We start from the raw sequence: 12,732 nt of genomic DNA on the forward strand, positions 1-12,732 counted from the left end.
TACATGTTTATGTATGAATTAATGAGCATTGATTGATGAAAAAACGGATCGCGCCGACGCGGGCGTTGCAGGCGTATTGTGTTGACACTGACGCAAAGCCGACGCCAAGTCTTCAATCAAATCGGATGTTTCTTCGATACCGACCGATAAGCGTACAATCCGGTCATTGATACCGGCTTTTTCCCGCAACTCGGCATCCATCGAAGCATGAGACATTGTGGCCGGATGTTCGATCAGGGATTCTACGCCGCCGAGGGACTCCGCCAACGTAAACAATTTGGTACCTTTGAGAAGCCGGCGCATAGACTCCGAGTCCCCGTCCAGTTCAAATGAAACCATTCCGCCAAAACCGTATTGCTGACATCGAGCCAAGGCATGATTTGGATGTGACGGAAGTCCGGGGTAAAAAACCCGCCGTACCTGGGGATGTTCGGAGAGAAATCGCGCTACCGCCAGCGCATTGCGCTCATGCGCTTGCATGCGCGCCACAAGAGTTTTGATTCCGCGCAGTACAAGCCAGCAATCAAAAGGCGCCGCACCCAAACCCAATGCGTTGACAAGAAATTTGAGACGCTCGGCCAAATTTGAGTCCTTGACAACCACGGCACCGCCGACTACATCGCTGTGACCGTTGAGATATTTAGTCGTCGAATGCACGATGATATCGGCTCCCAATTCAAATGGCCGCTGGAAATACGGTGAGAGAAATGTGTTATCTACAATGGATAAACCTCTTCGTGCACGCGCTATAGCCGTAATCGCTCGGATGTCCACGATATTGAGCAACGGATTGCTTGGCGTTTCGATCCATATTCCGCGCGTTTCAGGCAACCATGCAGCTTCTACCGATTTCAGATCACACATGTCTACATACGTAACACGCAGACCAAACAATTCACTGTACGTCCTCAGTAATCTTTCTGTGCCGCCGTAACAATCATGTGTACACAAAATATGATCGCCGCTTTTGAAAAAATGCAGCGCCGTCGCGACGGCCGCCATTCCTGTAGCTACGGCACGCGCGCATATCCCACCTTCAAGCGCGGCTATATTTTCTTCCAAAGCCGAGCGCGTCGGATTGCCCGAACGCGTATAATCATATCCTTTAGTAAGTCCCGTCTCTTCAAATCGAAATGTCGAAGACGTATAGATCGGTGTGGTGACGCTGTTGTAGGCCGTATCTTTGTTGACGCCGGCATGGATCGCAGAAGTTCCGAATTTCATGATGTTCCTTTCATTTTAAAAAAAATAAGCCTCTCCCGGGAGATTGGAAGAGGCCTAGGCTTCTTCTCTCATCTTTCCCGAAACCAATACCGTTCGGTATCGGCGGGCAGGATGCGGCACCGGGCATGCACAGGACGTCACTATGCATCGGTTGCCAAGGCTTCACAGGGCCTGATCCCTCAGCCTTTCGCGATAAGAGTGTATGTCGTTGGTTGTTTAAGTCATTTTATTCTTTGTTTGAGTGTAAAACAAAAAGCCCTTCCGTTTTATCGGAAGGGCTTGAAGTAAAAATATTCTACTTATTTGCTATAAATGGATATAGCCCTTCCGCGTACAGGTGCACATGCACATCTGCATCATCGTGGGCATTATATTCTGAGCTGTTTTTGTGTTGCTAAATAAAATCATAATGAAATAATATATACGCCGCACCCCACCCTTGTCAAGAGGAATCATCGTTTTGTCTAAAAAACTTTTCATTTATTTGATTTTTTTATTCCAATAAACCTTTAGCGTGAAGCAATTCGGCATTGAGTACCGCTCCTCCGGCCGCACCACGAACCGTATTATGAACCAAACAAGAAAACTTGAGGTTGCCTGAACGGTCGTATCGAATACGGCCGACCGACGCAGCCATTGATTTTTCCAAAGTAACATCACGGCGCGGTTGCGGACGGTCATCGCCTTCGATGACGACGATAGGTCTTATCGGCGCGAGCGGTAAATTCAGTTCCTGCGGCGCACTTTTAAATTCAGACAACTTTTGTTTGATATCGCCGATTGCAGGCTGCTGTTTTAATTTCGCTGTAACACTCGCCAAGTGCCCGTCCAATACGGGAACTCGGTGTACGGAGGCGCTGATCGCAATCGAAGCGAACTGAATGCGATCCTGTAACATTTGTCCCCAAATTTTTAAAGGTTCGGTTTCAATTTTTTCTTCTTCACCGGAAATATACGGAATCACATTTCCTAAAATATCCATCGAAGGCACGCCCGGATAACCGGCGCCGGAAATCGCTTGCAGTGTGGTCACATCTACCGATACGACACCGTAATGCTGATGCAATACATGCACAATAGGAACAAACCCCATGATCGCACAGTTGGAATTGGTTACAATATACCCTCGATCAAAACCGCGATTCTTTTTCTGAATTTCTATTAACCGCGTGTGATCTGCATTGACCTCCGGAAAAAGCAAAGGTACATCTTCATCCATCCGGTAATTTTTGGCATTACTTACGACAACATAACCGGCGCGGGCCAACTCCATTTCGATCGCGCCGGCAACTGAAGAATCCAATGCCGAAAACATCACACGCGCATCCATTCCCGGAGAACATGGCTGCACGATCATTTCCCCGATACGCGAAGGCAAAACACTGTCCAGTTTCCATGTATTGAGATCGTTGTATTTTTTCCCGACGGATCGTTCCGAAGCCGCCAATGCAGTAATTTCAAAATATGGATGGGCGTGAAGCAATTCGATGAAACGCTGACCCACCGTGCCTGTCGCTCCCAAAATTCCTACTTTTATTTTTTTCACATTGACTCCTAAAAAAAATTAGCCGGGCTGTGAACCCGGCTGTTATTAAAAATATATAAATAACTAGATCAGACGTTCAGCGTCGCATTCGATGGTGCATAACCATACGTTTTCGCTTACCGTTAGACATTCGGCACGAAAGTATGTTCGTTAATTTTAGCGCTGAAATCTTCATTTATTAAATCGTTTTTTATTATCAATTATTCTTCAATACTAACTTATACTAAAGAGAAACGAAAAAAGCAAATCCGGTTATTGCGATAGCAATAGAACCCAGTACCATACTGAACAACCAAAGTTTGCGATTGCCTGCGATCATTGCCACAGCCGCAAGAATGATGGCTATTTGATAGAAACCTTCGGCATAGTCGTATTTATCTTCGATCTCAGCCGCCTGATCGGAAAGCTTCTCGTGCTCTTCCGCTTTGGCTTTTATCTCTTTTTTCTCCGTATCATAACGTGCTACTTCCGCATCAAACTTCTCAAGCTTAACCTGAATTTCTTTTTTATAGCTTTCGGCCAGGGACGGATCAGCGAGTTGTGTTTCAAACATTTTACGATTTACTTCATAGAGCGCTTGTTTGGTGCTCTTCGCTTGGAAATACGACCATTGATTATTGGCCAAACCGCGATGAATCATGATATCATCATTGGCATTGCCGCCCAAAATGGAAGAAATGGATAAAAATACGCCGATAATCGCCGTGCTCAACGCCGCGCCTTTTTCCAATAGTTCGTCATTTTGTTCCTTTTCATCAGCCATAAATATTTCTCCTCCTAAATATTAAACTGAACCTTAAAATTTATTCCCCTTCATTAAAGGAAATCGATTCGTTTTCAGGTTGTTCTTTCATCACCGACGTATCCGCCGGCAAAATCTCTTCGTGATTGCAAGTCATACATAAAAGGAAATCACCTTTACGTTTGCTGGTCTTTTTGACCATAAACGCAGCATCGCAATGCGGGCAACGTGTTGCTACCGGCTCGTTCCACGATACAAAATCACAATTAGGATAATTCGCACAACCGTAGAAAAATTTACCATACCGTGAACGACGGCGTATCAACTGACCGCCGTCTTTAGGACAAATCACGTCTTTGATAATATCATCCGGATGCGCTTTAGCCGTTTTACAAGTCGGGTAATTGGAACAACCGAGAAACTTGCCGCCGCGACTTTGGCGCACAACCATAGGACTTCCGCAGTTCGGACATTTTTCATCGGTCACTTCCGGCGGTGGTGCGGCTTCGCCGTCTTTAGACACTTTTTTGATATTCTTACATTCCGGATAACCTGTACAGGACATAAATTTTCCAAAACGACCCCACTTGATTACCATCGGTTTACCGCAGATTTCGCAAGTCTCATCCGTTTTTTCCTGCACCGATTCTTTGATCGCATCTTTTTTACTTTCCACATCCTTCATGTTTTTTACGAAAGGATTGTAGAAATCATCGAGCACTTTTTTATAACCCAGTTCGCCGGATTCGATCTTATCCAGTTCTTCTTCCATCTCCGCGGTAAACTGGACATTAAAAAGCGCATTAAAATGATCGTTCAGCACTTTATTGACACTCTTACCGAGATCGGTCGCATACAGCTTGCGCTCGCGCAGTTCGGCGTATTCGCGTTCCACGATCGTACCGACGATCATCGCGTAAGTGCTGGGACGGCCAATGCCGATATTGTCTAATTCTTTTATGAGCGAACTTTCCGTAAAACGTGCAGGCGGTTTGGTAAAATGCTGCTCCGGCAAAAGTTCATGCAACTTGAGTACATCATTGATCTTCAGATTGGCCGGCAGTAAACCGCTGTTATCCTCTTCTTCACCATTGTCCTGCGTTTTATCACCTTCGTCGCGACCTTCTTCATATACCTGCAAAAATCCTTTAAAAGTCACAACGGAACCTGTAGTACGAAACAGGTATTCGTCGGCGGAAATATCAATGGTCGTCTGATCCAGCTCGGCCGGAGTCATCTGCGATGCTACAAAACGATTCCAAATCAATTCGTACAGTTTGGCCTGCTGCGGCGTGAGATATTTATTTACGGTTTTAGGCGTGAATTTCACATTTGTGGGACGTATCGCTTCGTGCGCATCTTGCACATTGGCTTTTTTACTTTTGAACTGATTAGGCGTATGAGGAATATATTCGCGGCCGTAGCTGCCCATGATATATTCACGCACCGAAACCAACGCTGTATCGGCTACACGCGTAGAATCCGTACGCATGTAGGTAATAAGACCCGTAAGTCCCTCGCTGCCAAGATCAATACCTTCATACAGCTGCTGCGCGAGCATCATGGTCAACTTAGGTGAAAAACCGAGCTTTCGTGAAGCTTCCTGTTGTAGCGAGCTCGTAACAAAAGGCGCCGAGGGATTACGTCGCGCTTCACGCTTGCGAATATCTTTGATCAGAAAATTTTTCTTACGAATGTCTTCAACAAAACGGTGTGCAACGTCGCCGCTGGCTATATCTACTTTTTTCCCGTCTATAGAATGCAGATGCGCCAAAAAGGCCTCTGTCGGTTCATCCTGCACTTTTGCATGGATGCTCCAGTATTCCTGGGGAACAAAAGCATTGATTTCTTCTTCACGTTTGCAAACCAGTTGCAAAGCGACGGACTGTACGCGACCTGCCGACGTCCCGCGGCGAACAACGCCCCAAAGGTATCGACTCACACCATAACCGACGATGCGATCCAGTACACGGCGCGCCTGCTGCGACTGAACTAATTTGGGATCAATTTTCGTCGGTGTGCGCATTGCCTCTTCGACACCGCTTTTGGTGATTTCATTAAAAAGTACACGCGATATGCTGGGATTATGCTTTTCGATTTCACCGGCGATGTGCCATGCGATCGCTTCACCTTCGCGATCAGGGTCGGTCGCGATAAATACGTTTTTTGTGGAAGCGGCCAACGTTTTTAGTTTACGGATGACATCCTGCTTGCCGTCAATAATGCGGTACTCGGGGGTAAAACCGTTTTCGATATCAATACCGAGTTTATTCGACGGAAGATTTTTGATGTGCCCGACCGAAGCTTCGACATGAAATGATTTGCCTAAGTATTTATTGATCGTTTTGGCTTTGGAAGGCGACTCGACGATCACCAGCGATTTATTGGTACGCTCAATATTATCGGGTATTGTGATCTCAATGTCTTCTTTGACCGTCTTAGCACGAACAAACGGTTTACGACCGCCGCGTGTACGTTTGGCGGGTGCGGATTCGACGGCTGTTTTTTCCTCCGCGACGGAGGTTTTTGTTTTTCTAACCGATTTTTCCTTAACCGGCTTTTCAGCGGTATCCGATTTGACGGCTTTAGGCTTAACGGTTTTTGTAGTCTTCTTTTTTCCGGATGATACTGCCATAATTATGAATTTCTCTCAATCGTTATACAAAAAGCGGATTCAATTTATCAAAAAACGATGGAAATGCAAGATGGTGCGAAAAAAACTATACTTCGGCCACCGGTTCCATCGCAACCGGCGCCTCGTCCAATTTCAGATCACGGCTTTTGAGAATAAAAGCCATGACCGCGGCAACGGCCATCAGCACAAAAGCAAAATAATACGGTGATTTATGTCCGGCATAGTCATACGCCGCACCGCCGATGAACGGACCGATCATCCGTCCTAAACTGGCAAAACTCTGTGCAATACCAAGAATCGAGCCTTGCTCTGACACATCGGCCAAACGCGATGTAAGACCCATCGTCGTCGGCGCTAAACACGAACTGCCCATCGAGATCAACGCGGTCGAAATTATAAGTAAAACAATACCACCGATTGGCAAATATGCCGACAAAGGAAAAGTAATAAAACCGATCGCCATAGCGATAGCTCCAAAACTGATCAAACGCTGTTCACCAAAGCGGTGATTCAGTCTGCCGATCAAACCGCCTTGAATGATTACACTCACGATTCCGATTTCTACAAAAAACCATCCCATCGCCGAACTCGTCAGACGAAATGGCTCTTCCATAATAAACAGAGGGAACGTCGCATAGATACTGGAAAAAGCAATCGTCACAATAAAAAAGAAAATCATCAGTAAGCCCAGGTTTTCTTTTTTTATGGCGCGCTGTAAACCGCGCACATCTATAAGATGATGCGCTTTTATTTCATCCTGCTTGGTTTGTGCCAGAGATTCCGGCAGCATAAAATAAGCCATGAAAAAATTGATCAACGACAACCCCACTGCGATCCAACCGGGAATCGCAAAACGATACGCTCCAAACGCTTCGCCGGAAAAAACACCGCCGATTAACGGCCCAAAGACAAATCCAAGACCAAATGCCGCGCCGATCAATCCCATACCTTTGGCGCGTTCCTTGGCCGAAGTGACATCGCTGATATAAGCTTGTGCCACGGAAATATTCGCGTTACCGATCCCGGACATGATACGTGCCAAAAAAAGCAACCACAGTGCGAACGCATTGGCAAAAATGATATATCCGATAACTGAACAAAATATCGTCACCAATAAAACCGGCCTTCTCCCGTAACGATCCGAAATACGTCCCCATAAAGGCATAAATAAAAATGACATGAGTGAAAAAACACTCAATAACAAACCGATCGTCGTGCCCGATGCGTCAAACTGCTGCGCATAAAACGGTAATAACGGTATTACAATACCAAAACTTACCAGATCAATAAATACCGTAATAAAAATAACCGTAAGCGGAGAACGCTTCATACAACTCCTATGATGCAGGCACTTCGGCTGACTTGGGAACTCGTACCATCGTCAGCAATATCATACCCAGAATAAAAAAAACTATTAGCGATACAATGGATAAACGGGACGAACCGGTCGCTTGCCGAATGACGGCAAACACAAGCGGACCCCATATCGCAGAAAACTTGGTAAATACAGAATAAAACGCATAATACTCGGCAGAAGATTCTTTGGGAATCATCGCACCGTAATACGAACGGCTCAGCGCTTGCGACCCACCCATGACGATGCCGACCACCACGCCCAGCGCCATATATTCAGCCGAAGTAGTCATCCCATACGCATACAAGACGACCAACGACCACCCGACCAATGTCGTAAGAATCGCCTTTTGTGTACTCCAACGTTCGGCGAGTTTACTGAAAAGTAGTGCACCGAACATGGCCACGATCTGGATCACAAAAAGTGTGATCATGAGTACCGAAGTCGAGAGACCGAGTTCTTCTTTCCCGTAGATAGTTGCCATGACTATCGTAGTTTGAATACCTTCGTTATACAACATAAAAGCGATAAGAAAAATTAACAGATACGGCGTGGAAACTATTTTTTTAAGTACACCGACCGTCCGACGTAATCCGAGACGAATATACGCTATGACTTTGGGCGAACTTCTTAAATCATCAGGTATGTTTTCCGTCGCAGGCGCTTCGTGTACATATTTCCAAGTAAAAATAGAAAACCCGGCCCACCACAAACCGGAAAATGCCAGTACCAAACGAACTGCCATCGTACCGGTCAATCCCAACGCATCGTGTCCTAAAATAAGACCGAGGCATAACAAAAACTGGATGTCGCTTCCGATATAACCATACGCGAAACCTTTCCCGGATACCCAATCCATCTGCCCGGGCGGAGCGACATGCGGCAAAAAAGCGTCATAAAAAATGTTTCCGCCGACAAAACCGATTTGGGCGATGATCAGAAAAATCATAGTCATCCATACATCACCGGACCCGCAAAAAAACAGAAGTACGGTAAAAAGACTACCGGTATAACAAAACACCATCAGAAATTTCTTTTTGGCAGCGGTAAAATCAGCGATCGCACCTAACATCGGTGCACAAAGAAATACAAATAGCGCCGAGCTGCTGATCATAAAGCCCCACAGCGATGTCGCACTATACAGTGTGCCGCCGATATCAAAACCCTCTTTGGGTACGACGACATCGGCAAAATACACCGGCAATACCGCCGTGACAACGGTAAGTATGAAGGCCGAATTGGCCCAATCGTACATACACCACCCCCAAATGGATTTTTTTTCAGAGGGCGTTAACGCAGGATGCCGGGATATCAATCGTTAGCTCCGTTTTTGTAGTCGCGCAAAATAAGCGATCATCCGTCGAATGTCAAATTGCAATTGCACAATGTTTGGCGATGTTCTATATTCCCCGCATTCAAAAAAGGAGTTATCATGAAAACGGGTGTTGTCGTATTTCCGGGTTCCAATTGCGATCACGATGCTTTTTACACGGCCGGTGAACTGATCGGCCACAAAGCAGAATACATTTGGCACAAAGACCGTAAAGACCTTCGATCGTTTGATCTCATCATCGTACCCGGCGGTTTTTCGTATGGCGACTACCTGCGAACCGGCGCCATTGCCCGTTTCGCGCCGATCATGCAGGATGTGATGGATTTTGCAAAATATGGCGGTACCGTTTTCGGTGTCTGCAATGGTTTTCAGATTCTGACCGAAGCCGGTTTACTGCCCGGGGCCTTATTGCGCAACAGCCACCTGCACTACGTGTGTAAAAATATTTACCTTCGCGCGGAAAATGATAATTCGCGATTTACCAATACGCTGAAAAAAGGCGAAGTGCTCATGGTGCCGATAGCGCACGGTGAAGGCAATTATTTTGCCGACAACGAGACGCTCAAACGGCTTGAAGGCGACAACCGTGTTCTTTTTCGCTATTGCACGGAAAACGGAACGATCAACGCCGATGGCAATCCCAATGGTTCTCTGAATAATATTGCCGGTATCATGAATGAAAACGGTAATGTCGCCGGTATGATGCCGCATCCGGAGCGTTGTGCAGATCCGGCTTTAGGTCAAAATGACGGGCTCAAAGTTTTTGAATCGCTGCTTATAGCGCGGCAAAAAGCGGCATAATTTTTTACGCCATCATTTTCCAAACATCATAACCGAAACGAAGTATCAATCCGCCGACGACGACGAGAAATACGTATCGGATAAACCGATTGCCTTTCAATACAGCCATTCGGCTGCCCACCACTTTGTACAGATCATTGTCGAAATGAAGTGAAGCGAATTCCGGAACGATATGATCGCAAAATGCAATTTATATAATGTAACCCATAAAATTAAACCTTACGATTTCCTCTATCGCGAACTAAATTCTTTAAACTTTTCTAACAAGATTTTATCGTTTTGATTCTCGACAACTTTATTTACATGCTTATCAAGTTATTCATTTTCACGCACAAATGTTTTATTAAACTTTTTTCATGACCATGTTTTTACATCACTTATTTAATTTTCTGAATCAAGCCCGAAATAATTTCTGCATAAATCCGATAAGCAGATTTAATTATTACACTGGCATGAATCCCTTAGCGATTTCACAACAAAATGCGTGTTGATGGAATTATAGGCGCCGAAGTAGCCCGCGATTTTAGCTCCGTCCTGATTTGTAATATTCGAACGGTACGTAATCGGAGTGGCCGCCGATCGCCAATGCAAAAGTGAGTCGAACAAATCATACCCGAACCCAGTATCTTCACCCATGCCCCATGCTCTAGTCAGTACCGTATCAAAGGCCATGACGGTCTCGGATATATTTGTGTACTCCACACCTCCGCATAATTCGATGATTACCGCAGAACCACTATTGTTAGAAGACTGTAGGTGCGCGGTCTCATCAAACTTAGACCTGTAAATATAGGCGCCGGTCACCGCGGGCCCTGATATATAAGCGACCGCACCGCAGAAATCACTCTCGGGCGTATTCTTCTTAGGATAGAGCACGGTCGTATCTCCGGGAGACAAACTCGTGATCGTAATGTGATCCGGAACTCTGACCATCGCTTGATAAACCTTACCCCCCGGCCTAGTGACCTTGAGCGTGCAGGTTTGAAGCGCCGAGATGTGTAGCGCATTGGATACGTCACGATAGGTCCCCTTACCCACGTTTTGAAGCTCGACCGTCTGACCCGAAGACGTTATAAATACCTGTGCGTCGTCGTGATACTTCAGCAGCGCATAGTATTCGTTTTGAAACTGACGTAACTGAATTTTCAAAAGGTAATCTTGAATATTGGCACCGTCGGTTGAGTCGGGAACAATGGTCAACAGTCGTCCTACGAAAACTTCGACAGGATTGATCCGATCCTCGTCCGGGGCTACATGTGCGATGACAAACTCACGATCTTTATCCAAGAAGCCTTCATATGGCTTTTTTTTATCATCCGTACAACCGGAACATCCGCATAGTACGATGGATATAAAAGCTAAAACAAATTTATTCATAGGGCTCCTAAAATAACAAACTATCCGGTCGCAAAACCGGATAGTCTGAAAAGAAAAAAGATTAATTACTGTACAATCTGCTTAATAATCCAATCTACATCTGTCAAAGCGCCCCCATCAGCGTTTGCAGTTTCAATATAGTGTTCACCGTTGTTTGTACGAGCGTATAGTGTTCTCGCATTTATGCTCTTGATGGCGCCTTTCTGATATCTATCATCATTGAGCGATGTCTTCAAATCAACATAATAGGCGCTGTTCTCTTGAAGCTTTTTGGTATTGTCCGTCATGTCATAGTAGTCGGTGAGAATCTCGCTCGTGGTACCAACCTGCTGATTACGATTGTATCGACCCTGAACATAATTTCCCGAACTCCAATCCGCCTCGATAGCTACCATACGAACACTGTCTGTCAGATTATCAACGCGGATCAACGAGATTTCCTGCCCATCAGACGTCGGATACCATAAGTTCTTGTCGTTTACATCCATATAATAACGTGAATTTCCTGCGGCATCCTCTCTGGTATTGCCATTGAAAACGTGATCTGTCGTACCGTTAAAGTAGCTATTGATTGGATGTGATCCGTTTGAAAAATACACTTCAAATTCTTCATCGCTTTCGTCTTGTTTTACTTTCACTTTAATCGATCGGCATGCAAAAAAAGTACCGGCAATCTGCATGCTTTTGGAAAGAGTATGGGGTTCCAAGGAAGTAGATTTAATAAAAAAAATGAGTTTGTCGGTTTGTTTATCGGGATCGAGTTGAACGGTCGTTTCCGATACGGACTGTCCGTCAAAATAGAAAACGGGCATATCCATCACAGGAAGACCAGTCAATTCTTCCTGAATGGAAGGAGAGAAATTATACACGTCCGGATCAAGGCCTACATAGTAAGGTGTTGTACCTAGAGATTTAGAAAGGGACTTGACATTGGAATTGTCATACATCTCGATTTCAATATCCTGAACAAATCCGTTACTCTTCGACAATTTTATTGAGCTCGGCAGATCGGCGGATTTCACAGCGCCTTTTTTTAATTTTTCAATAAGAGTTTGATCGATCCAACTGGGATCGCTTGCAAGAGTCTGGGCCATCTCATTAAGTGTTTCGCGAATTTCCACATCTTCCAGCGATGCGTTGTCCATCTGTTGATGATCGGTACAGGAAGCAATCATCACGAAGACCATAAGCAAAGGAAATTTTTTCATGGGAACTCCATGGTTGAGGAACAGGTTGCATTTAGGCGTAAAACATCCTATAGTTACAACTGAGGAAGGCGGTATTACTAAAAAATTCAAAGCTCCGAAGCACTGAATTCGGTAATATTGTTCTTCCTTTTTTTGTTCCAGGTTAAACAAAGCAAGTTAATTACGGCATCTGCCTTTATTTGATGAAGTCGTTCACCTCCTTCAAATAACAATTTTAAGTACTCCAATAATGATTAAAAAAAACCATTGGATTGGATTGGATTGGATTGGATTGGATTGGATTGGATTGGATTGGATTGGATTGGATTCTACTTAGAAATCCCCTCATCCCATTTCATACGACGTGTAATGATACTATAGCAACCTTGAATTGTCAAGAAAATTCTTGAAAACGGTAATGTCGCCGGTATGATGCCGCATCCGGAGCGTTGTGCAGATCCGGCTTTAGGTCAAAATGACGGACTCAAAGTTTTTGAATCGCTGCTTATAGCGCTGCAAAAAGCGGCATGATT

Annotated in this window: 9 protein-coding genes, 1 pseudogene and 1 riboswitch; of the genes and pseudogenes, 2 read left to right on the plus strand and 8 right to left on the minus strand. The window is 45.1% G+C overall.

Features of this window, described 5'->3' with window-relative positions; genetic code table 11:
• Nucleotides 1-18 precede the first annotated feature (18 nt).
• The 6 genes from HUU58_00935 to HUU58_00960 form a co-directional block, all read right to left on the minus strand.
• Nucleotides 19-1,224 (minus strand): PLP-dependent transferase, encoded by a 1,206-nt coding sequence (locus HUU58_00935; protein ID NUN44219.1) that lies wholly within the window; start codon nucleotides 1,222-1,224, stop codon nucleotides 19-21.
• A gap of 65 nt (nucleotides 1,225-1,289) precedes the next feature.
• Nucleotides 1,290-1,423: riboswitch (SAM riboswitch) on the minus strand.
• Nucleotides 1,424-1,717: 294 nt separating this feature from the next.
• Nucleotides 1,718-2,770, minus strand: coding sequence for an aspartate-semialdehyde dehydrogenase (gene asd / locus HUU58_00940; protein NUN44220.1), 1,053 nt, complete (start codon nucleotides 2,768-2,770; stop codon nucleotides 1,718-1,720).
• 223 nt (nucleotides 2,771-2,993) lie between these two features.
• Entirely contained in the window at nucleotides 2,994-3,533 is a 540-nt protein-coding gene (locus HUU58_00945; GenBank protein ID NUN44221.1) for a DUF4337 domain-containing protein, read from the minus strand.
• Between the two features lie 40 nt (nucleotides 3,534-3,573).
• Entirely contained in the window at nucleotides 3,574-6,147 is a 2,574-nt protein-coding gene (gene topA / locus HUU58_00950) for a type I DNA topoisomerase (GenBank protein NUN44222.1), read from the minus strand.
• 85 nt (nucleotides 6,148-6,232) lie between these two features.
• On the minus strand, nucleotides 6,233-7,477 hold the full coding sequence (locus HUU58_00955; GenBank protein ID NUN44223.1) for an MFS transporter: 1,245 nt from the start codon (nucleotides 7,475-7,477) through the stop codon (nucleotides 6,233-6,235).
• Between the two features lie 7 nt (nucleotides 7,478-7,484).
• Nucleotides 7,485-8,756, minus strand: a complete 1,272-nt coding sequence (locus tag HUU58_00960; GenBank protein NUN44224.1) for an MFS transporter — start codon at nucleotides 8,754-8,756, stop codon at nucleotides 7,485-7,487.
• Between the two features lie 177 nt (nucleotides 8,757-8,933).
• Here HUU58_00960 and purQ point away from each other — a divergent pair, with 177 nt between their 5' ends.
• Nucleotides 8,934-9,635, plus strand: a complete 702-nt coding sequence (gene purQ / locus HUU58_00965) for a phosphoribosylformylglycinamidine synthase subunit PurQ (protein ID NUN44225.1) — start codon at nucleotides 8,934-8,936, stop codon at nucleotides 9,633-9,635.
• 435 nt (nucleotides 9,636-10,070) lie between these two features.
• Here the strand turns inward: purQ and HUU58_00970 are convergent, their stop codons facing one another.
• Nucleotides 10,071-11,012: a hypothetical protein gene (locus HUU58_00970; GenBank protein NUN44226.1), complete on the minus strand. Its 942-nt coding sequence runs from the start codon at nucleotides 11,010-11,012 to the stop codon at nucleotides 10,071-10,073.
• A gap of 65 nt (nucleotides 11,013-11,077) precedes the next feature.
• Complete coding sequence (locus HUU58_00975) at nucleotides 11,078-12,220, minus strand: hypothetical protein (GenBank protein ID NUN44227.1); 1,143 nt, start codon at nucleotides 12,218-12,220, stop codon at nucleotides 11,078-11,080.
• Nucleotides 12,221-12,613: 393 nt separating this feature from the next.
• Here HUU58_00975 and HUU58_00980 point away from each other — a divergent pair.
• Nucleotides 12,614-12,730: pseudogene (locus tag HUU58_00980) on the plus strand (phosphoribosylformylglycinamidine synthase I).
• The last annotated feature ends 2 nt before the right edge of the window (nucleotides 12,731-12,732 follow it).

The organism is bacterium, from assembly GCA_013360215.1.
In the GTDB taxonomy this organism is placed as follows: Bacteria; CLD3; CLD3; order SB21; family SB21; genus JABWCP01.

Bases quoted from the DNA above. Each gene is read 5' to 3' on its own strand.
- topA (NUN44222.1), bottom strand. From the start codon at position 6,147: ATGGCAGTATCATCCGGAAAAAAGAAGACTACAAAAACCGTTAAGCCT.
- HUU58_00970 (NUN44226.1), bottom strand. From the start codon at position 11,012: ATGAATAAATTTGTTTTAGCTTTTATATCCATCGTACTATGCGGATGT.
- HUU58_00960 (NUN44224.1), bottom strand. From the start codon at position 8,756: ATGTACGATTGGGCCAATTCGGCCTTCATACTTACCGTTGTCACGGCG.
- HUU58_00935 (NUN44219.1), bottom strand. From the start codon at position 1,224: ATGAAATTCGGAACTTCTGCGATCCATGCCGGCGTCAACAAAGATACG.
- purQ (NUN44225.1), top strand. From the start codon at position 8,934: ATGAAAACGGGTGTTGTCGTATTTCCGGGTTCCAATTGCGATCACGAT.
- HUU58_00955 (NUN44223.1), bottom strand. From the start codon at position 7,477: ATGAAGCGTTCTCCGCTTACGGTTATTTTTATTACGGTATTTATTGAT.
- HUU58_00975 (NUN44227.1), bottom strand. From the start codon at position 12,220: ATGAAAAAATTTCCTTTGCTTATGGTCTTCGTGATGATTGCTTCCTGT.
- HUU58_00945 (NUN44221.1), bottom strand. From the start codon at position 3,533: ATGGCTGATGAAAAGGAACAAAATGACGAACTATTGGAAAAAGGCGCG.